The organism is Reichenbachiella sp., assembly GCF_039944555.1.
In the GTDB taxonomy this organism is placed as follows: Bacteria; Bacteroidota; Bacteroidia; order Cytophagales; family Cyclobacteriaceae; genus Reichenbachiella.
Genome location: NZ_JBDUYN010000008.1, coordinates 19,519 through 40,659 on the forward strand (window position 1 = coordinate 19,519; position 21,141 = coordinate 40,659).

Annotated in this window: 16 protein-coding genes; 3 read left to right on the forward strand and 13 right to left on the reverse strand. The window is 40.5% G+C overall.

The window, feature by feature from the left end:
* Positions 1–22: 22 nt before the first annotated feature.
* Both ABJD64_RS13920 and ABJD64_RS13925 read right to left on the reverse strand, forming a co-directional pair.
* The gene (locus tag ABJD64_RS13920; protein WP_348182494.1) at positions 23–1,312 is read right to left on the reverse strand and encodes a hypothetical protein; all 1,290 of its coding nucleotides are present in this window, start codon (positions 1,310–1,312) and stop codon (positions 23–25) included.
* Between the two features lie 138 nt (positions 1,313–1,450).
* Positions 1,451–2,707 (reverse strand): hypothetical protein, encoded by a 1,257-nt coding sequence (locus ABJD64_RS13925; protein ID WP_348182496.1) that lies wholly within the window; start codon positions 2,705–2,707, stop codon positions 1,451–1,453.
* Positions 2,708–2,919: 212 nt separating this feature from the next.
* Here ABJD64_RS13925 and ABJD64_RS13930 point away from each other — a divergent pair, with 212 nt between their 5' ends.
* The gene (locus ABJD64_RS13930) at positions 2,920–3,429 is read left to right on the forward strand and encodes a DUF4494 domain-containing protein (protein WP_348182498.1); all 510 of its coding nucleotides are present in this window, start codon (positions 2,920–2,922) and stop codon (positions 3,427–3,429) included.
* A 17-nt stretch (positions 3,430–3,446) separates the two neighbouring features.
* Here the strand turns inward: ABJD64_RS13930 and ABJD64_RS13935 are convergent, their stop codons facing one another.
* The 4 genes from ABJD64_RS13935 to lon all read right to left on the reverse strand — a co-directional run bounded on the left by ABJD64_RS13935 (position 3,447) and on the right by lon (position 11,727).
* Entirely contained in the window at positions 3,447–6,557 is a 3,111-nt protein-coding gene (locus ABJD64_RS13935) for a two-component regulator propeller domain-containing protein (RefSeq protein WP_348182500.1), read from the reverse strand.
* Positions 6,558–6,806: 249 nt separating this feature from the next.
* Positions 6,807–8,201: an ATP-dependent protease ATPase subunit HslU gene (gene hslU / locus ABJD64_RS13940; protein WP_348182502.1), complete on the reverse strand. Its 1,395-nt coding sequence runs from the start codon at positions 8,199–8,201 to the stop codon at positions 6,807–6,809.
* 1 nt (position 8,202) lies between these two features.
* Positions 8,203–9,216: a type IX secretion system protein PorQ gene (porQ, locus tag ABJD64_RS13945; RefSeq protein ID WP_348182504.1), complete on the reverse strand. Its 1,014-nt coding sequence runs from the start codon at positions 9,214–9,216 to the stop codon at positions 8,203–8,205.
* 42 nt (positions 9,217–9,258) lie between these two features.
* On the reverse strand, positions 9,259–11,727 hold the full coding sequence (lon, locus tag ABJD64_RS13950; RefSeq protein WP_348182506.1) for an endopeptidase La: 2,469 nt from the start codon (positions 11,725–11,727) through the stop codon (positions 9,259–9,261).
* Positions 11,728–12,028: 301 nt separating this feature from the next.
* On the opposite strand from lon, the gene ABJD64_RS13955 reads away from it, so the two are divergent.
* A complete protein-coding gene (locus ABJD64_RS13955; RefSeq protein ID WP_348182508.1) occupies positions 12,029–13,966 on the forward strand; it encodes an OmpA family protein in 1,938 nt (645 codons plus the stop codon).
* A gap of 13 nt (positions 13,967–13,979) precedes the next feature.
* On the opposite strand, the gene ABJD64_RS13960 is transcribed toward ABJD64_RS13955, so the two are convergent.
* The 5 genes from ABJD64_RS13960 to ABJD64_RS13980 form a co-directional block, all read right to left on the reverse strand.
* Complete coding sequence (locus ABJD64_RS13960; RefSeq protein ID WP_348182510.1) at positions 13,980–16,037, reverse strand: M3 family metallopeptidase; 2,058 nt, start codon at positions 16,035–16,037, stop codon at positions 13,980–13,982.
* 94 nt (positions 16,038–16,131) lie between these two features.
* Positions 16,132–16,422 (reverse strand): DUF1272 domain-containing protein, encoded by a 291-nt coding sequence (locus ABJD64_RS13965; RefSeq protein ID WP_348182512.1) that lies wholly within the window; start codon positions 16,420–16,422, stop codon positions 16,132–16,134.
* Positions 16,423–16,580: 158 nt separating this feature from the next.
* Positions 16,581–18,626 carry a TonB-dependent receptor gene (locus ABJD64_RS13970; RefSeq protein WP_348182513.1) on the reverse strand — a complete coding sequence of 682 codons (2,046 nt, stop codon included), beginning with the start codon at positions 18,624–18,626 and terminating at the stop codon, positions 16,581–16,583.
* Positions 18,627–18,689: 63 nt separating this feature from the next.
* Positions 18,690–19,499: a FixH family protein gene (locus ABJD64_RS13975; protein WP_348182515.1), complete on the reverse strand. Its 810-nt coding sequence runs from the start codon at positions 19,497–19,499 to the stop codon at positions 18,690–18,692.
* Between the two features lie 159 nt (positions 19,500–19,658).
* Entirely contained in the window at positions 19,659–19,865 is a 207-nt protein-coding gene (locus ABJD64_RS13980; RefSeq protein ID WP_348182517.1) for a hypothetical protein, read from the reverse strand.
* 290 nt (positions 19,866–20,155) lie between these two features.
* On the opposite strand from ABJD64_RS13980, the gene ABJD64_RS13985 reads away from it, so the two are divergent.
* Complete coding sequence (locus ABJD64_RS13985; RefSeq protein ID WP_348182519.1) at positions 20,156–20,656, forward strand: DUF4442 domain-containing protein; 501 nt, start codon at positions 20,156–20,158, stop codon at positions 20,654–20,656.
* Between the two features lie 30 nt (positions 20,657–20,686).
* On the opposite strand, the gene ABJD64_RS13990 is transcribed toward ABJD64_RS13985, so the two are convergent.
* Together ABJD64_RS13990 and ABJD64_RS13995 are read right to left on the reverse strand one after the other, a co-directional pair.
* Complete coding sequence (locus ABJD64_RS13990) at positions 20,687–20,839, reverse strand: hypothetical protein (protein WP_348182520.1); 153 nt, start codon at positions 20,837–20,839, stop codon at positions 20,687–20,689.
* A gap of 44 nt (positions 20,840–20,883) precedes the next feature.
* Positions 20,884–21,096 carry a hypothetical protein gene (locus tag ABJD64_RS13995; protein WP_348182522.1) on the reverse strand — a complete coding sequence of 71 codons (213 nt, stop codon included), beginning with the start codon at positions 21,094–21,096 and terminating at the stop codon, positions 20,884–20,886.
* Between the last annotated feature and the right edge of the window lie 45 nt (positions 21,097–21,141).

Here is a 21,141-nt window from a genome sequence, read left to right on the forward strand (position 1 = left end):
GTAATATATTAATAATCGATAATTATTCCTTTTTAGGCAACATATCTTTGGGAATCACTGGGTTGCTGAGTAGCTGACCCAGAGGCACCCAGCGATCATCAGTCGTCTCCGACTGTGATTCGATATAGTCCTTAACCAAGTCCTTGCCATAATTATAGTTGACCACATAGGTCCTGTATTTCTTGATGAAAGGGACAGATGTCGTTATCAAAGCATAGTCCTCCAGCCAGTGATTGATCTCTTCCTGGCTCATAGATCCGTTGACTATTCCCCTGGCTGCTTCATTACGTGCATAATTCAGTTTTTCTTTGATTGTGATATACTTGAAGTAAGCGCCCGAACCTGCAGTATCCAATCCAGCCAAAGGAATAAGAACTTCTTTAGCAAATTCATCGAACTTTTCTCCTGGAAAAGCCATATCGATGCCAAAATTTGCACTGCCTTCTGCGATCAACGACTGTGGACTAAATAGTGGATACAATGAAATTTCCACCCATCCTTTATCTACGTATAAATTCTTCTCCAACATCATATTATACACGTGATGCCCCGGATATCCCTCGTGACAAGCCAGGTCAATCACTCGATCCACAAGAATTGGGTGATCGGTATTGATTTGAATTAAACTTTTATATCCTCCCTGATACCAATTGTATCCACTCCAGGTCTTGTCCTGTACATACTCCAAGGTAAAAGTTTCTTCTGGCGGAAGGTCAAATCTTTCCTGGGTTATTTTTCTGGCTGCTTCGATGGCCACCTGAAATACGGTATCCATTCGCTCTTTTGGAATGGCAAATCTAGCAGTCAGCGCTTTTTCTCTCTCTTGCAAAGAGCCTTCTCCCGGCAGTGTTTTGTCAAGATCATCGATAAGAGCAATGAAATGTGCAGAGTCATAACTTGGGATCTTCACACCAAAGAGATCCTCCGCCTCTTCGTCAAATGTCCCGTAATCCTCCGCTACAATTCTGATTCGCCTATCGAAAGCAGTTAACTGCGAAGAAATCCAGTTGGCACGCATGACAGCTTCCTCGGGAGACGTTGATTCGCTGGCTATGGCATCCAGATTAGCTTTCAATTCGGATACTCTTGCCCTGAGCGCTTCGTGAGGAAATGTATCTGCTACCTGACCCCTGAACTTTAGCGAATCAGGTCCGTAGTATGCATCTACAAATACCGGATCATATGCTCCAATTTCAAGTCCCAGACGCACATATGCTATGGCGAGGTCATTGAGGCTTTTTTTGACTTCTTTAGGCTGGCATGCAGCAAAAAACAGCACAGAAACCATCATGTAAAATATCGATTTTCTCATAGTCTACTTGGGTTAATTAATAATCGCACAATTAGGCCATAACGGCAGAGAATTGCAAGTTAATTATGAGAATGGTTCAAATATCACCACTGATGGTGAAAATGACATCTGCCCTGCCATTGTTGTATTAACTGACCACTACCTATTGAAAGGATATTCATTGATCCAGTGAAACCCGCGATTCATTAAAAGGAATTCATCCTTTTTTTTGCGTTTAGCTTGAAGCCCAATTGAATCCGAAAATAAGACGCCATGCATGTACAGGGAAGAGTCTGATAATTCGCAAGCCAAGCGGTATCGGTTGGTAGTATCTTGGCGATCAATTACTATCAATTCTTGCGACAATGAGTCCCAGTCAATTTTGTGATAAGACCTGGATTTGTCCATTTTTTCGACGCTCATGAATGTCTTGTAGTCTACAGCGATTTTATTCCATCGATCGGTATTATTAATATTCGCCGGAATAGTATCTCCGTTTTTAACAAACCAGTCAATTTCATACAATCCATATAGCGGTGGTTTTACTGCTCCGCTGCCGTAGGATTCATAGCTTGAACTAATTCCTGCCAACATCGGGTAAAGGATTAGTCCCATCATCAAAATTTTTCCTCCTTGGGCCATTCGAAGATGCTTCCCTTTGGCAAAAGTCAGGTGATATTTTTGAGTAGTATCTACGGCCTGATTGAAAAGAACTCTGAACAACCGATTCATATCTGGGGCCATTATTATCATAGACATGACGAGTAAATGGGATGAAAAGAGCTTGACAGGTACATCGAAAAAGAAATTGATTGCGACGATATTGACTAAAACAACATTACAGACCAGGCTGCCAAGCAAGGATGTTCTGCGGTGTAGCAATAAAACACCTCCAAAAGCTTCACCAAGACCAATAAACAAATTGTAGCCTTTCGAGTAGCCCATAAACGTCCAGGCCAGCCCCATTGGAGACATATCTCCAACCGATTGAATTAGCCTTCCAAACGAAGGGTCAGAGAATTGTAATTTTACAATTTTGATTAGACCATAGTGTAATAAAATAAACCCAACTGAAAAACGAAGCCATACTATTAGCCAATAATTCAGTTTTTCAAAATTTCGTTTTTGCCTATCAAACACCGCCCAAACCGAGGCACCAATTAGCGAGACTACCGCCCAAAACAATACCAGCACATAATCATATGTGGTATCTCCGCTACCGTTACTAAAAACAGTAATATCTTTTTCCAAAGACAATATGTTTTTACCCAACCAGGGAATGATGATCTGATAAAAAGACGTTAACCCGTCATCCACAAACTCTAAGGGTTCAATATATGCTAAAAAAGAAGGGAACTGATAAAGAAAAAAATAGATGAAGAGCCATCTGAATAAAAAAGATTGATTGGTTATCATGAAGTATTTAGGTTAATCTGCCACTTTCAAAAAAATAAAAATAGGAATAATTCCTTAAAGGAAATCATTCAGCCTTTCCCCGTCCTTTCAATAGCTTTGAAAATTTTCACTGCATATTTTATGAATCAAATAGGTTGGAAAGCATGCCCAATTAGTTCTATTTTTGCGACCCTCATTTTTAAGTATTTTAACAAACCAAAAAAGTATTCAACATGAAAATCTGGTATCAGTGCAAGGCAAAATATGCAAAAGAAAACGATGAAGGGATGCTCAAGCAGACATCCGAATTGCACCTTGTAGATGCGGTATCCTACACAGATGCGGAATCTCGTATCTATGGAGCCATGGAGCGAACCGTAAGTGGTGAATTTCAGATAATGACCATTGCGAAGACGAACATTGGAGAGGTCATTAATTTTGAGGATGCTGACTACTGGTATAAATGCAAAGTACAATACAGCACGGTGGATGGAGATTCCGAGAAGGAAGTAAAAATCACGACATATATACTCACCAGCGCCGAAAACGTAAAACAGGCCTATGAAAGAGTGGAGCAAAGCCTGGACAATATGCTGGTTCCATTTGAAATATCGAGCATTGCCAAAACAAATATCGTAGAAGTGTTTCCTCAAATGGATGATGAAATTCCTGACAATTTGACTCCTTTAAGTGAATCACAAGAAGAATTTGAGGCAGATGAGGAACGTGAGCTGGTTGACTAATAACCTGAGCCCGAGTCTTAGGGCTCGTCCTTTTCAAGTCTAAGCGTAATATCGATTAGCGCCTGATCAAGGTCGTCTGACTGCCCTTTCAGCTTTTCGATGAGTTCTTCCTTTTCTTCAATCGTAAGCTTGAAATCAAATAATTGGATTATGCCTTTAATATTGGCCACAGGCACTCTTAGATTGTGGGCATTCATAAAGGCATAATCTGAAAGTGTCTTGTTCTTGTTTGTCAATTCCTGGGTTCTGTCCTTGACCATTTTTTCCAAATTAGCGTTGACCGAATTCAATGCCTCATTAGCCATATTTAACTTTTCAGATTGGGTAGAAATCTGTTTGTTTTTTTCAGTTAGTTTTTCGTTGGCCAGTTTTATCTCCTTTGTCCTCTCATTTACAACCTGCATAAGCACTTTTTGGTTTTGACTAAGCTGGCTTATCCTCCACCTGAATAGTCCATACAACACTGCAATAAACAGCAGGACTCCAAGTACGCGCGCCCAGGTATTTTCGTACCATGGTGCCACAATCTGAATCGGATAGCTTAATGTTTTGCTGTAGACATTAGACTCCCCTATAGCTCGAAAATCAAATACATAAGACCCATATGGGATGTTTCTGTATTCGGCCACACCATCGGGCTGGAGTGAGCTCCAAGCTTCATCAAATCCTTCTAATTTGTACTGGTATTGCAATTTATGAGGAGCCGCCCAATCTATAGCTGAAAAATGAAAAGTCAGATGATTAAGATGATGTGGTAATCTGAGATTTTCCGGGTAGTTATAAAAAGGGATTACTGGACTATCTACATCGGTAAGTTGACCACTAATACCACAATCTGAGCACTCGCTTTCGCTAAGTCTTCTAAAGTCCACGAACTCCTGATTGATTTCCACATAATTCAACTGTACTTCTGGCTGCTTACCACTTACTGTAAACGAATTCAAATCCAATTTTGTGATGCCCTTACCATGCCCCCACCACACTTGATTATTTCGATCCAGACAAACAGCGTTTAGTGCGAGGTCCAATCGTTTCAGACCGTCCCACTTGGTCATATTGGTACAAGTAAAATTCTCGTTAGACTGAGACGATTGAAGTACACTTATTCCTGCTTCAGTGCCCACCCAAATGTTATCATTTCTGTCCTCAATTATGGACAAAACCAAATCATGAGTCAACCCACTTTCTTTCGTGAAATGCTCAAACTTATTACCGTCAAATTTGCATAAACCACCTCCCCAAGTTCCAAACCACATGTTGCCTTTTTTGTCCTCATATATGGTCATTATAATATTACTAGGTAGGCCGGACTGCTCGCTCAGATTCATCAATCTGGTTCCATCATATCTGGAAACACCACCACCATCAGTACCAAACCATAAGTTTCCTTTCTTATCTTCGGCTATACATCTGACAATATTTCTTCCTAACCCGTCCTGTTCACTTATTGTTGAAAAAGATGTTCCATCAAATCGACTAACCCCACCTCCATAGGTGCCGAACCAAAGGTTGCCATTAATATCCTCGTGCATACTTCGCACATTGTTGTGGGCCAGACCATCTTCTTCTGTATAGCTCACAAAATATTCTCCATCGAATGAAAAGACTCCTCCTCCACGTGTACCAAACCAAAAAGTACCATTCCTATCTTCCAACATGCAATAAATATCACCATTAGGAAGTCCGGTAGCCTTCGAATAGGTCTCATAGACACTGCCATCAAATTTGGTCATACCTTCACCATCCGTACAAAACCATATGTTGCCTCTCCGATCTTCGATTATAGACCTTACGGTGTTGTTTTCAAGAATGTCTTTGCCTAAATAACTATTGAATGAATTCTCTTTCAGCTTGCTGACCCCACCACCGTTGGTCCCAAACCATATGTTGTTGCTCCGATCTTCGAGAATACTCAGCACAGTATTGTCTGAAAGCCCGTCCGTTTCTGTGTAATGACTGAATTGATGCCTATCAAATTTGATAGCTCCTCCGCCATATGTACCAAGCCAAAAATTGCCTTCTTCGTCTTGAATCATTGAAAGAATTTTGCCATTCGGCAGACCTTGTTTTTCTCCATAGAGGCTTAATGTTTTTTCATCGTATTTGCAGAGTCCGCCTCCGTTGGTTGCAATCCAAATGTCACCAAATTCATCCTCAATAATCTCACGAATTTGATCGTTAGGCAATCCATCTTTGACTTGCAATCGAATCGTTTGCTCTCCGTCATATATTGATATTCCTCCTCCATCAGTCCCAAACCACATATTGCCCGCCAGATCCTCCATAATGGCGTATACTCTTTCTCCGCTCAGACCATCCGATTCATCTAAAGTGAAAAATGAGTCCCCGTCGAAACGACTTACTTTACCATTAGCAAACCCAAACCACAGCTTGCCTGCTCTATCTTCATGTATGCCATATACTCGGTTATCTGCGAGACCGTTGTCGGTTGAATAATTTATAAAATTCTGCCCGTTGTATTTAATCACTCCACCTCCATTGGTTCCAATCCAAATATTGCCAGACTGATCTTCCAATATCACTCGAATCCTGTTATTCGAAAGGCCTTCTATATCCGTATAATTGTGAATATTTTTACCATCGTATCTGCAAAGCCCACCTCCATAAGTTCCAAACCAAAGATTTCCTTTTTTGTCCTCATAGATAGAGTATACGAATGACGAAGAGATTCCTTGTTCCACATCCAGATACTGAATATTGAATTGTGCAGCATCCTTAAATCGCATGGGTAAGGCTTTAATTGGAACTGGTTGTGAAATCAATTGAGGCTGAATATCACCAATTGTTGTGATTCTATCCTCTTTGGCCTCGACTTGAACAATTTCCAGATTTCTCCTGTTAATTGGGATAATCTGAGGTTCTTTACTTTTAATGTTAAATGACGAAATTTTGCGTTTCATCGGGGCCTTCGCCTTCACTTTGGTTCCGACTGCCTTTGTTGGCTTTAGGTGGCCAATAAGTGTATCGGACGTCGAAGACAGGTTTACAATTAGGTTTGGTTCCAGAATGCCGTACTTCTTCTGTTCGCCAACATCTTCGTTGCGAGACTCAACCTTTTTACAGCCCAATATTCCAATAGAAAAAGTAGCTAAAATGACAATGATCATTTTGCTAAAGCGAAGAATTTGGGAGTACTTAATGGTGTTTTTTAAATCTTTGAATTTAAAGTGTGTGTTTAAGCACATTCCAGCCTAATTCAGTTATTCAATAAGTTAAAGAAATTCTTCCTCAATAAAAATCCACTGAACTTCAGATTTGAAAATAAGAATATCAAATAGGACATAACCTGGCAGTATTTGACATAAACAGTGTTTTGTTTTACCCAATTCTGATGGATTGGACCTTGACAAATCAACTTACAAAATAAACTGACTCAAATCCTTGTTTTCAACCATTCCGTCTAGCTTTTCCTGCACTTTAGATTTATCAATTACTATTTTAGCATTCGGGCCTATGACATCTGGAATATCAAAAAGAATGTCGTTCAGCAATCTGCTCATTACGGTATGAAGTCTCCTCGCCCCTATATTTTCAATCTCTGCATTGATATTGAAAGCAATTGAAGCAATTTCATCAATGGCTTCATCATTGAATGAAATATCTACATCTTCCGAGCCTATTAGCGCAGTATATTGTTTTGTCAATGCATTTTTAGGCTCGCTCAATATTCTTACGAAGTCTTCTTTGGTAAGATTTTCTAATTCTACCCTAATAGGAAATCGTCCTTGCAATTCCGGGATCAAATCTGACGGCTTTGCGAAATGAAATGCACCTGCTGCAATGAAAAGGATATGATCTGTATTAATCACTCCATATTTGGTATTCACGGCACTGCCTTCTACTATGGGTAATAGGTCACGCTGTACGCCTTCTCTACTCACGTCAGGCCCTCCCTTTTTCGATGCTCCAACAGCGATTTTATCCACCTCATCAATAAAAATAATACCTGTATTCTCGGCTTTTTCTATGGCTTCTTCCTTCACCTCATCCATGTCGATCAGTCGAGAGGACTCTTCTTCCATTAATAACTTTCTGGCATCCGCTATGGTAACTTTTCTTTTCTTCGATTTTTTAGGCATCATCTGCCCAATCATCTCCTGAATATTCATCATGGAGGTTTCGTCCATAGCCCCGCCACCAATCATGCCAATGCCACCTGAAGAATTTTGATTCACGCTAATATCTATCTTACGATCTTCCAGTTCACCGTTTCTTATTTTCTCTCTGAACCGTTCGCGAGTTTTTTCATTCAATTCGGTGTCGTCCATCGGAATAGTCTCAAATCCATCAGAGTTACCACTCAAGCTCGGGGTTGATTTTTTTATCGGCGGAATGAGGGCGTCGAGAATAATGTTTTCTACAATTTCTTCTGCCTTTTCTTTGACTTTGTCCTTTTGTGCATGTTTTACCAGGCTTACTGCCTGTTCCACTAAGTCTCTAACCATGCTTTCAACATCGCGACCTACATAGCCCACTTCCGTAAATTTTGAAGCTTCCACTTTTACAAAAGGAGCATCTGCCACTTTGGCCAATCGCCTCGCGATTTCTGTTTTTCCTACTCCAGTTGCACCTATCATAAGAATGTTGTTGGGTACGATTTCACCTTGGATTTCTGTTTTTACATTCATCCTTCTCCATCGGTTTCGAAGTGCAATGGCCACATTCCGCTTGGCATCTTTCTGCCCTATAATGTATTTATCCAGCTCAGCAACAATCTGCTTGGGAGTGAGGTATTGATCTTTTGATAACATCTTATATGATTGACTTTTTCTTAAATACTCTATTCAAATTACTCGTAATGGTGAAATAGCTTCGACCACTATCTACATGGTACGTGGTAAAGGTATACGCTAGTTCAAAGGACCTTACTTTGGCCATCAGGCCAATAGAAATGCCCGAAAGACCTGATTTTTCTGCAAGGCTCAATTCCTTTCTAATCCGATGATTGTAACCCAACCTTATGTTAAAATTACGGCTGAATAAAATTTCTGTTCCAATATTTACATGTCGGAATATTTTATCCCCTATACCAGGTTCGCTATTCCCGGCATCCAACCTTTCGTCGAAGTAATTTTGATTTGGGTGAAACAGGTTGTGTCCTGTAAACGAAAATCGGAATGGCATGTGCTCAGGCTTGAAAGTAATCCCTATTTGTAAATCAGTTGGTAAAGAAGAATCGGAAGTATTGGAATAATCTGATAATACGACTCCCAAATTTTTGAATAATATAGATATTACCAACTCCTTGTTTGGATGGATGAACATACCACCTATATCTAGCGCAAGTGCGGAAGAGCTATATGTGTATATTCCTGAATGCACATACTTCAAATTAGCACCCAACTTAAAAATGCTAAGCTGGTGGCTGTGAGAAACAGTGACTGCGGTTTCGTTAGCATTGAATGTTCCAATGGAGTTGCCGGATGCATCGTAGCTATCGATAGATCCATAGCCCAAATGCTGAATCCCAATACCAAAAGTCCCAGCTTTTTCAAATTTTTTAGCATAAGCCAGAGAATTGTATTTCACATCCGCGTAAAAACCCAGGTGGCTAAAAGAGACATGATTATCGTTTGTTGAGTCCAATAAGGCTGGATTGGACAAAAATAGATTTACGTCATTGTCTGTCGCAGATGCAATAACACCACCTAATCCGGCCACTCTAGCCCCAACGGGAAGGTTCAGGAACTGGAATGAATTGTCTGATTGGGCAAATAAAAAACCTGCCTGTATCCAAAAAAGAATGACATAGGCAGGTTTCTTCATGTTGATTTTATTTTAGCTATCAAAGATAAGATGATTTTACCCTTAATTTTTGACTGTGCTCACCAATTCCATTGCGTTTTGAACTTTCTGAGGAAGAAGAGCTACTGCCAGCACTTCCTCCACCGTCTCGGCAAAGTGAAATTTCAAACCTTTCAGATATCTCTCATCAATCTCATCTATGTCCCTCTTGTTTTTCTCACAAAGAATTATCTCCTTGATACCGGCACGTTTGGCAGCCAGTATTTTCTCCTTAATCCCACCCACAGGTAAGACCTTCCCGCGAAGGGTAATCTCTCCTGTCATGGCCAATTTTTGTTTCACCTTACGTTGTGTAAAAACTGAAGCCAGTGAGGTCAGCATAGTTATACCAGCAGATGGACCATCTTTAGGTACAGCTCCTGCTGGCACATGGATATGGAGGTCGTAATTATCAAAAACTCTATAGTCCAGCTTGAGATTTTCGGCATTAGACTTAAGATAAGAGAGTGCTGTCATTGCTGACTCTTTCATCACGTCCCCCAATTGGCCGGATAGGGTCAGTTTGCCCTTGCCTCTGCTCAAACTAGACTCGATGAATAAAATTTCACCTCCAACCGATGTCCAGGCCAAACCTGTTACCACTCCTGCGTGGGTATTATCTTGATAGAGCTCTTTATCAAAAACCTCTGCACCCAAAATTCTACGAATCTCTTCTGGTGTAACTTTTTTGGCATATTCTTCCTCCATCGCAATAGACTTAGCGGCATCACGTACCACAGCTCCTACCTTGCGCTCAAGGTTTCTTACCCCGGATTCACGTGTGTAGTCATCCACCAGTTTGGCGAAGGCCTTTTGATCCATAGACAATTGACTCGACTTCATACCATGCTCTTCCAGTTGCTTTGGTAAAAGGTGCTTCTTTGCAATTTGGATTTTTTCTTCGAGTGTATAGCCTGTAATTTGGATGATCTCCATTCTATCACGAAGCGCAGGCTGAATAGTATCTAGAGAGTTTGCGGTGGCGATAAACAGAACTTTTGACAGATCATATTCTACTTCAAGAAAATTATCTTTAAATGTTTCGTTTTGCTCAGGATCCAGTACTTCCAACAGCGCCGATGAAGGATCCCCTCTAAAGTCAGAAGAAACCTTATCAATCTCATCTAAGACAAAAACAGGATTTGAAGTTTTTGCCTTATTAATGTTTTGAATGATCTTACCTGGCATTGCGCCAATGTATGTTTTTCTATGTCCGCGAATCTCAGCCTCGTCGTGCACTCCGCCCAATGACATACGCACGTATTCTCTGTTCAATGCCTTGGCTATAGACTTACCCAAAGAAGTTTTACCTACACCAGGAGGTCCGAATAAGCATAAAATAGGTCCTTTGAGGTCATTTTTTAGTTTTCGTACCGCAAGATATTCTATGATTCTGTCCTTGACTTTTTCGAGCCCAAAATGGTCTTGATCCAAAATCTTTTTAGCACGTTTGAGATCAAAATTATCTTCTGAAATATCATCCCAAGGCAGTTCAATCAATAGTTCGGCATAATTCATCGCCACCGGATATTCTGCCGCCATTGGGTTCATTCTTTCGATTTTACCCAGTTCTTTTTCAAAATGCTCTGCTACCTCGTCAGGCCAGTTTTTCTTCAATCCTTTGGAACGGAGCTCGTCTAGCTCTTGCTCAGCACCACCATGTCCTAGTTCATCCTGGAGCACTTTCATTTGCTGACGCAAATAGTAATCACGTTGCTGCTGATCTATATCAGTATTTACCTTGTTGTGTATCTCGTGCTTGAGTTCAAGTACCTGAATGTCTTTCAACATGTACTTAAGAAGTGCCTCAGCGCGCTTATTCCCATCATTAATTTCAAGCAGTTTCTGCTTGTCCTTCACCTCCGTGTTGATATTGGAACACAAGAAGTGTGTTAAAAATTTATAGCTGTTGATGTTCTCTAGAGCTGCCTGTGCTTCTTTAGGGATTTCAGGGTTTAGCTTCAATATCTTTTTGGCCGCGTCCTTCAAAGAGTATATGATCGCTACAGTTTCTTTGTTCTCATCTTCCACAAAGTTTTCATGTAGCAGATTGACTTTAGCTGTGAGATAAGGGTTTTCCTGCACAACCTGCTGAATCTCCATTCTACTCTTGCCCTGAATAATAATAGTTGTATTGCCATCAGGCAAAACCAACATCTTCAATATTTTCGCTACAGTGCCTACCTTATATATTTCTTTTTCTCCCGGATCTTCTGCTTCCGAATTCATTTGCGCAGCCACGCCAATGATCTTGTTGGTCCGATAGGCCTTCTTTACTAACCGGATAGACTTCTGTCTCCCCACGGTAATTGGTATGACTACGCCTGGAAAAAGAACTGCATTCTTTAATGGTAAAATGGGCAGGTCATCAGGTAGATCCTTCGGATCCAATTCATCATCCTCTCCCGTAAGGTCAAGAGGGATAAGCTCCTCTGAATCCTCATCTGCTAGTTCCGAAAAAAGGTAAGAATTATAAAAATTATTCAACTCCATAAACTATTCATCCAATGCTGTCATATTGGCACAATTACCCGAAGACAGCCGGTCTATTTTTTAGAACAACATAAATTACAATCGGCATGCCAAAGTAACTATATTTAATCACAGCTTTCATTCGTTATCAAAGTTGTCTGCACTAAATTTGAAAAACGCTGTGTGGTCTTATAAATTCTTAAGATAGCTGATGTACTTGTAACGAAAAAAGGAATTTTCATTGATTAACTTTTCATTCAAAAATATCTTCTTATTTCTTTTCACCCTGATCTTGGCATACTCTTCGTCAAATGCACAGTTATTGGGTAAGAAGAAGGAATCAAGTGCACTTTTACAAGTTGATACACTGGGTACTGAAGGACAATTCAGTATTTATAATTTTAAAAACATCAACGTCATTAATGAATATTATAACAAAGGAAAAATGCAGCATATTCAAAAGTTGGAGGCTGATAAGAAATGGGCTCAGCTCTATCCTGCTCTCCAGGATTATGTAATGCAATTTGGAATTCGTAATTTTTATGTGGACACCTATTGGATTTGGCGACTGGCCAAATTGACAGAGATTTATGGCACGGAAGAAGAGGCCCGTTCACTTTACAAACTGGCTTTGAGGCATCACCATCAGAAGATCGATGTCCGTGAAATAGAACTCTACTACGACTCTCTCAATACTCAAGAAATAGACAACTTTGTGCCTTTAGACTACTACTACAAGTTGGTAGAACATCGGAAGGCAATAGATACTATTCGACCGCCAAGAGGAGTACTGTTAAATATGGGACGAAAGATTAATTCTCGTCAGGCAGACTATGCACCGACTCTTGGTATGAATAATCAGGTCATGATATTCACATCCAAAAGAAATGAACAGCTACAAGGTTTGAGTTATCGAAAAAACGAAGATCTGTTTATCTCACTCAAGTCTGATGGCTATTGGGATTTAAGCACTGATATGAGGGAAATCAACACGCAGTACAATGAAGGATCGGCTTGCATTTCCAAAAATGGAAGAACACTGTATTTTTCGAGATGTGAATCACCCGAGTCAATGGGCAACTGCGACATATTTGTGGCTAAATTAAATGAGGATAGTGTTTGGACTGATATTGAAAACATCGGATTTTCAATTAATAGTGTCAGTTGGGATTCTCATCCAAGCCTATCTCATACTGAAGATACGCTATATTTTGCTTCTGACAGGATAGGAGGATTCGGCTTATCTGACATTTATTTTACTTACAAAAATGACAAAGAGGAATGGATGCCCGCACAGAATTTGGGACCGGTAGTCAATACTCGAAAAAATGAGGTGAGTCCATTTTATCACCCCAATTATGAAGTCCTATTTTTTAGCTCAAACGGCCAGCTGTTCAAGTTTGGAGAGTTTGATATTTACAAAACCTATCATAATAATGACCAATGGAGTGAACCCATCAATATAGGTCCACTCGTAAATGGAAGAGGCAGTGAGTTCTATTTTTCAATTGATTCTGAATCTAAGGATCTATTCTATTCCAGGTCTGCGACAAGAGACTTAAACATGCTCGACTTATACTCATTTCCATTGCCAATGGAAGCACAGCCAGAAGCCCTGACTACCATAGCGGGCTCACTCACTGATTCTTTGACTGGCAAGCCATTTACAGGTATTGTATCGGTAATCGATTTAGACGAAGGCACGGCCGTGGCTCCTAAATACCTCCGACCGGATGGTAGTTTTGAGTTCGATTTGATCAACCACAGAAACTACTTGTTAATTATTCAAGGGGATGAATTTTTCAGAATTGAAGAAATGTTTTACCTGGATGGCCCAGTCCAGTTTCACGAAGTTACTGAACCAATAGCCAGCAAAGTGAAATTCGAATCTATTGAATTCGATGCAGGTCAGGCCAATTTGAAAGTAGAAATGTATGGTGATTTGAACAAAATCATAAATTTCATGTACGACAATCCAGATTTCTATTTGCGTATATCCGGACACACAGATAAATATGGATCAGATCTGTTGAACTTACAACTATCCAAAGACCGTGCGCAGACGATTCGGGATTACATCGTAATCTTTGGTGGTGTAGGTTCTAATCGGGTCGAACATGACGGTTTCGGCAGTGCCCAGCCCATAGTAGATGAAGTAAGTGAAGAGGACCGTAAGCTAAATCGCCGTGTAGAATTTGAAATCTATCGTCCTGCCATCGTTAAAGAGCAGGATATTGATAGTCAATTTGATGATCAGTAGGAATATTATTCTATTATTCCAAACCCAATCCTCTCATATAAGCTTCGTTATTTGAAGGTCGACCAAGAAATTCCTCCACGGCTTCTACCACGTCTCTCTGGGTACCATTGGCCAGAATTAACTTCCGATAACGCATACCTGTCGCCTGATCCTGCAATCCATTTTCCTCAAATACGCTGAACATATCCTGAGCATACACATCGGACCATAGATAACCATACATATAGACCGGATGTGTATTGATATGAATCCAGCTGGACTGGGGATGGGTACCATCTACGAAAGCATCCATAAGACCCAACTCTTTGTCAATTTTCTTCCAGATGTCGTCTGTAGGTATCTTGCTATTTGGGTCATAAAGGTCATACAGATTTAAGTCGTATATACAACGGCGAAGTGAATTAATCGCCGACAATCCAGAAGTGATATTTTTAGCCCTAACCATATTGTCAAACAACTCTTTGGGTAAAACCTCTCCTGTCTTATAGTGCATGGCAAACGTACTCAAGGTCTCATAATCCCATATCCAATTTTCAAAAATTTGTGACATCGCCTCCGAAAAGTCTGATTTTGAATTTGCTTGAATGGCAAAATCTCCTCCGTACGACATACCGTCAACAATGTGTCCAAACTCATGAAATAAGGTGCTTAATTCCCCGTGACTCAAAAGTGAAGGTAGAGTTTCTGTAGGTCTTGTAAAATTCCCTAGCAACATGGATATCGGTACTTCATAGCCATCTTTCATCAACCTGCCATCAACCAAGGGTACGCCGTAGAACCAGGACTCTTTGTTCGGTCTGGGAAAAAGGTCTAAATAGAATCTGCCTTTCAAATTACCCTCCTCAAAAACCTCATACATCTCAACTTCTTCATACCATACCGATCCATTTTCAACCTTTCGGAATTCTAAGCCTAAGAGGTTTTGGTAAAGAGTGAACATTCCTTCCAGACAATCATCCATACTCAAGTATTCGCGGATTTTTTCTGAATCAACGTTATACTCAGTTTTTAGCAGTTCATTTTTATAATAGGATACGTCCCATGGATCCAATACTGCGTTGGGTTGACTGACATCTTTGGCTCTGGCCTTATCCAATAGCGCCAAATCCATCTTTGCTTTCTCCGTAGTTTTCTCCACCAGATCATTGATAAACTCCCAGACCGTCTCAGGATTCTTCGCCATTTTAGGTGTAAGGTTATACTCAGCATAAGTATCATGACCCATCAATTGAGCCAATTCGTATCTTTTTTGGACAAGAGTATCCAAAATATCCAAATTCTTGTCTGCAGCTCTATTATTGAATTTGACATAGTAAGCCTTTCTGGTGGCTTCTAGAGATGCATTTTTCATGACGGGTCCATTCGTCGCATTTATGACAGGTACCTGGTATTTGCCTTCTCCAAATGAATAGGTCTCTTTGAAATTTTCAGGAAGACCTTCTGCACCAGCCTCATCCAGCTCTAATAATTCATTCGAGGTATTCATGTTGTTGGAATACCTTGAGGTCAGGTCATTAATTTTTTGTGTAAGTCTTTTATATTCAATCAACTGATCTTCGTCCAGGTTCACACCTGATCTCCTGAGTCCATCAATTATGTCATCTACAAGGTTCTTCTTGTAATCCTCCAGATTTTCATAATCTATAGAATTACTGAAACTGAGCATTTGATTGAATAGACCCTTGTCGGAATAAATAACCGTGAACAGAGAGTCTATCTTTTTATATCCCGACAAACCTGTAACCCTGGTCAGCGAGTCGGGCGACACCCAGTAGAGCATAAAGCAGTTATTGGAAGCCTTGGTCATTTTATTATTTGCGGCATCCATGGCAGCAAACACATTGTCGAAAGATGGGGACTCCACTGCTTTGATTGATTCAATGTCTTTTGCGGCTTCGCTGAGTGTTAGAAGCGTATACTCTTCGAGATCTTCAGCTGTGGTTTTTGCGTAGTCAATGGGTTCGTTGAGTGGAATGAGAAACGGATTCGAGATGAGATTTTCGGGTGATTCGGCAGTTGGCTGACAGGCTAATACTATTGTTATTAGCGGTAGACAATACAAGAATTTCATTTTGGCGATGTTTAATGATACTTTGAACATGTCCAATGGATATACTGACTAGCTATATCATAGACAAACAACAATTTACCACCAATCCACAAAATTACCTTTGATCAGGAGGGATATTCTCGTTTTTCTCCATGAGCGGTAGAAAGGTCTCCATATCCACTGGATTAAATACTAGTTTGCCGCTTGGTGGGTGCTTCGCTATTCCGCCTTTTGGCCGAATGGGCCTTTTTTCAAACCCTCCACCGCAGTTGGGGCAGACATTGTGCAGAACCTCATTTACGCAGTCCGCGCAAAAGGTACATTCATAGCTGCAAATCATAGCTTTCGTACTATTAGGTGCTAGCGATTTATTACAATTTTCGCAGTTGGATCTGATTTGGAGCATGAGTTTGAGTTTTTCGACTTGTTTTAAGCAATATCCAATATAACCAAAACAGGAAGTAATGAATAAAAGAATCTCTTCAAATTTTAAAACTTTGAAGAGGCTTGCGATAGCCCGGTTTGTCCTGGTGCTAACCTGTTCTTTTAAATTAACTTGGTCAATTAAAACCCAATCTTGAGCGAGGCATAAACATTCCTACCAGGTCTAAGTACGCCTCCCCAGTCCAGATGCTCACGATAATTTTGGTTGAACAGGTTTTCTATTCCGGCTGATAGATCAAAGTTATTTTTGTTCCAACTCCAGTCCTTACTACCTCGAATGTGAACCAGCTGGTAAGCCGATGTAGCCTGCTCACCGGTATTTTCGCTTACTCGATTTTGGGCTATTGACCATTCGCCCTCTACTTGAATTTTGAACCCTTTTAGCTCTCCTACAAATGTTAAATTATTTTTTAGTGGAGGAATCAATGGCAAAGGTTTACCATCGTCATCTGAGGCATAAGTAGCCTTCATAGCGTACAACACTTGTAGGAATTGCGCCGGGCTGTAAATAGCCTGAGCATCAAACCCTCTAAAAGTCACCCCATCGATGTTTTCATATACTTTTGTGCCATTGGCACCTATGGTCATGGCATCTAAGTTTTCATCAACGTAACCAATGATGTAGTCATTAAACCAGTAGTGAAATCCACTCACATTTATTTCGAAGTTATCCACGGGTTTGTATCGAAATGACCCTGTCAACTGATAAGATTTTTCTTTTTTGATGTTTGGGTTGCCAACATAATCATAGCCATCAAAATTATTGTAGAGATAGAATCCATACATTTCTGAGACTGATGGCAAACGTTCACCATAACTCGCTCCAAGCTGGGTTGAGAAACTTTCTGACCATTGGTAATCGATCGAGGTTCCAGCATTCATCACCATTTGATTGACTTTGAAATCTCCGCTATCATGACCGAAAACAGAGAATTGTTGCTGACCCATCTCACTTTTCATTTGAGTAAAGGCCTGCTCTACACGTAAGTTGGCAGTTGCTGTCAAACGGTCCAAAGGTTTCCATTGATCAGAAAAAAACAAGCCAATATCCTGACGGTCCACGTCTGGCCAGGTGAGCATAAACATGTCTAGCTCGTTGGGAATGAACATGGTCATCTCGGCATAGGCATTAGTAGCATAGCCATCTAGCTTGGCCTGAAAGGCATGCTTCCCTTTGATAGCACTTGTTTGAACATAACCGCCATAGGTTTTGGTTTGACCAGGCATATCCATACGTACAGGGACGTCCATTCTTTTAGAGTCATCCATCAAGTGATTGACTGCATTCGCATACCCTTTAAATTCAATCTCCTTTATCCAGGTCAAAGGTTCAAAAATAGTATAACTGACCGCTCCTATTTTCGCTTTGGCATATGCCACATCCATGGGCAATCCAGGATAACCAATATCCCTGGCATCGTCCAGCAAAATGTCGAAATTCACCAGATTGTTTCCCAGAGTTCGGTAGGCCACACCTAGCGAATAGTTTAGTTTTTTGTATCCGGAGTGATAGACTTTTTGGCCACTGCCATTGGTATAATCCTGATAATTGCGATAGCCGCCATTCATACGAATAGCCAATCTATCTGTACCGTAATTCACATTAGCCGATTGACTAAAGCCATTGGACACTGACTCGAATCGTGAATTGATGCTTCCATTTAGAGCTGAATTAAACTTAGGGCGTTTGAGTTTGAAATCAACGGCTCCTCCGACTGTACTACCATGAGCACTTCCTCCTCCACCTTTTTCTATCACGATACTTTCTAAATTATTAGGTTCTACGTAGGAAGACACCGGATCCATCTTGTCGGTGCAGGCACCAAACATACGCATGCCATCAATCGCAACATTGATTTGACCACTACTTAGGCCGTTTATTGTAGGCTCCCAAGCATAATTACCTCGTCGAATCATATTGATGCCAGCCAAACGAGACAAAACCTCTTCAGTACTATTCAGTGGATTGTTCTTGTAAAAACCAAAAGCTACAGCTTCACCCGAATTGCGCTTACCAGTCAGTTCCAATTCATCGAGCAATACTTCTGTACCCATATAAGATTCGCTTTGTATAGAATCTAACCAGGTATCATAAGAGACCTGTGCCTTTCCAGCTTTTGCGATTAGGAGCCCTGCAATGATGATATAGATAATGCTTTTTTTCATATCAAAAGAGCTGTTTCAAGGTCATTTGACTTAATCAAACAACCTTGAAACAACCATTTCTAACTATAATTCAACTTCAAAAGCTTCTTCGGCGAGTACAGTGTCACCATCCTTGATAGTGACGTTGATTAACCATTCACCGGTCATAGTAAAGTTGACAGTGCCTTTGTAATGTCCAAGTGCATCGTGCACAGGATTCACATTATTAGGGGAACCATGACCCATAGCCGGCATTTCCGGTTCAATCTCGATAGTAAGGTCTTCAACAGCTGGCCAGCTCATCATGGATTCTCGCATATGCACGGTAAGCTCTAAATCATTGCTTCCAACTTTAAAATCCTGAGTATTCAACATGGAGATAAAATAACTTTTCTCATTACTCGTGACAGATTTGAGTCTGGTTAATTCTGGTGCCGTCACAGTGACCGGCAGCGAAACTGTACCTTCGAACTCAGAGTCCATCTCCATCACGCTCACGTTCAGTGTCCAGTCTCCTGCGGTAGAAGGCATCACAAATACGGTGGCAAATGACTGCAACATATCCATGCTGGCGTCGTGTACTGTTGCCTCAAATGGTGCGCTATGCATCATATCCATTTCGAACATTTCCATCATGGGTGTAATGCTGAGATGTGAATTACTCATCCACTCTCCATCAGCGCTGTAGAGGCCTAGAGAAAAGTGGTTGTATCCAACTTCTAAAGAACGAGCCTCCTCTATATACATGACTACTTTGAAATCAGAGTCGGGTATGGCGACTGATGCTACTTCGGTCATCCCCGAAGCGGGGTTCGTTCCTTCGTTATCATCATCCGAACAGGCTTGCGTCAACGCCAATATGGCTATAAATAATACTTTATGTAATTTTTTCATCGCTTAACTTGGTTTGTATTCTGACCTTGATTTAACGCCAGCATTACGTTTATTGAAAAATTTGAATGTACTTCCTCTATACAAAGAGAAGAAAGAGGGATTCCCTATTTAATTAACAATCCCAAATCAAATAAGAAGGGTCATCCAAGATAGATGACCTTAAGCGATGGGTGGTTGAAAGATACCGTTCAGGTATCCTGTCTGTACTGGTTCATCTTCTCCGCTTTCAATCAGTATGAAATCAGAGTTTGAAAAGTGAAATTTTGTAAAAGCATGAATATTCATCAACTCTATTTTGCTCAACTGGGTTAATTGCTTCGCTTTGTGACTTTCGCTGTCATTGATTTGCTTTTTAAGCTTCGTCATCAAAAAACATTTCCCCTGACATTCCAGTTCAGGCCGACCCTGATTCTCACAAAGGTATGCGGCTATATAGTCTCTATTCATAGCGAAGTCCACAACAGTCCATGTGCACAAAATAGGCTTGTACATCATAACTGAAATAAGCAATATGGAGAGTAACCGTATTGGCATGACGCAAATCTAGCCTAGTATTTTCAAAAAAATATGACGCCCATCATTGTTTTGAATGAAATTGGTCAAGAGTATTGAAATGATTACATTCACGATTGCGTTTAATTCTATATACCTCAATTATGACATTATCACCCGAACAAGATCGTTTTAGAAAAAGAATGCTCAATGCATGGTTGTTCAGAACCTTTCTTTTCTTTAAAATCCCTTTAGGGTGGGCGTCAGGCATGAAGGTTTTAGAACTGAATCATGATTTTGCGACTACAACTGTCGCTTTTCGCTGGCTCAATCAAAACCCTTTTAGATCCATGTACTTCGCAGTAATGGCAATGGCTGCTGAACTGTCCACAGGAGCCATAGCTCTAATGGCTATCGAAGGAATTAAGCCTAGTGTTGCTAGCATCATTGTAGGCATGGAAGGTGATTTTAGAAAAAGGGCTACTAAAAGAGTGAAATTTACTTGTTCGGAAGCTGGTCGAGTATTTGAAGCCGTAGAAAGGTGTATGGTCTCCGGAGAGTCAGAAACGGTAAAGTTGCGTACTGAAGGAATTACCACGGATGGTACTGTGGTCGCCGTTTTTCATTTTACCTGGTCGTTCAAACAACGTATGGACAAAGCATAGTCATCTGTCAGACAGCCCGTTAATTCACCTTCACATTATACCAATTCGGTAAAAAAGTTCTCCTGCATAATCTTCAGTCAAACCAGGCAGGTCATTAAAGACATCCTCAAAGTAGTTGAAAGCTTCTTCATTTTCATTGAATTCTACATCGGCAACATTGAAATTATTGATTAAAATATCCAAATCAATCAATTCGTTGGCCTAAGATTCAGTAGGGTCCTGTAAACTTAAAATGCAGCAGGACCGGAAACCGTAACTATGAATATTTGCTGAAGGCGAACCTGAGTAGTTAACTTTTTAATATCCTCTTTAAAAAGTAGGTTTTCAAAATCGTTATTAGTTGGTTGAACTTCAGCCCTCACACCAAATGTACACCCATCTTCTCCAGGGATGTTTAAGTCCAACCTATATTGGGTATCAGATTCACTTTCTAACAACACGTGGAATGTTGTTGGCTTGATAAATGTTTGAACCCTAAATATAGT

What these genes read in the sequence shown, in the direction of transcription:
- ABJD64_RS13920 (WP_348182494.1), bottom strand. Translation starts at nt 1,312, where the DNA reads ATGAGAAAATCGATATTTTACATGATGGTTTCTGTGCTGTTTTTTGCT.
- ABJD64_RS13925 (WP_348182496.1), bottom strand. Translation starts at nt 2,707, where the DNA reads ATGATAACCAATCAATCTTTTTTATTCAGATGGCTCTTCATCTATTTT.
- ABJD64_RS13930 (WP_348182498.1), top strand. Translation starts at nt 2,920, where the DNA reads ATGAAAATCTGGTATCAGTGCAAGGCAAAATATGCAAAAGAAAACGAT.
- ABJD64_RS13935 (WP_348182500.1), bottom strand. Translation starts at nt 6,557, where the DNA reads ATGATCATTGTCATTTTAGCTACTTTTTCTATTGGAATATTGGGCTGT.
- hslU (WP_348182502.1), bottom strand. Translation starts at nt 8,201, where the DNA reads ATGTTATCAAAAGATCAATACCTCACTCCCAAGCAGATTGTTGCTGAG.
- porQ (WP_348182504.1), bottom strand. Translation starts at nt 9,216, where the DNA reads ATGAAGAAACCTGCCTATGTCATTCTTTTTTGGATACAGGCAGGTTTT.
- lon (WP_348182506.1), bottom strand. Translation starts at nt 11,727, where the DNA reads ATGGAGTTGAATAATTTTTATAATTCTTACCTTTTTTCGGAACTAGCA.
- ABJD64_RS13960 (WP_348182510.1), bottom strand. Translation starts at nt 16,037, where the DNA reads ATGAAATTCTTGTATTGTCTACCGCTAATAACAATAGTATTAGCCTGT.
- ABJD64_RS13965 (WP_348182512.1), bottom strand. Translation starts at nt 16,422, where the DNA reads ATGCTCCAAATCAGATCCAACTGCGAAAATTGTAATAAATCGCTAGCA.
- ABJD64_RS13970 (WP_348182513.1), bottom strand. Translation starts at nt 18,626, where the DNA reads ATGAAAAAAAGCATTATCTATATCATCATTGCAGGGCTCCTAATCGCA.
- ABJD64_RS13975 (WP_348182515.1), bottom strand. Translation starts at nt 19,499, where the DNA reads ATGAAAAAATTACATAAAGTATTATTTATAGCCATATTGGCGTTGACG.
- ABJD64_RS13980 (WP_348182517.1), bottom strand. Translation starts at nt 19,865, where the DNA reads ATGACGAAGCTTAAAAAGCAAATCAATGACAGCGAAAGTCACAAAGCG.
- ABJD64_RS13985 (WP_348182519.1), top strand. Translation starts at nt 20,156, where the DNA reads ATGACATTATCACCCGAACAAGATCGTTTTAGAAAAAGAATGCTCAAT.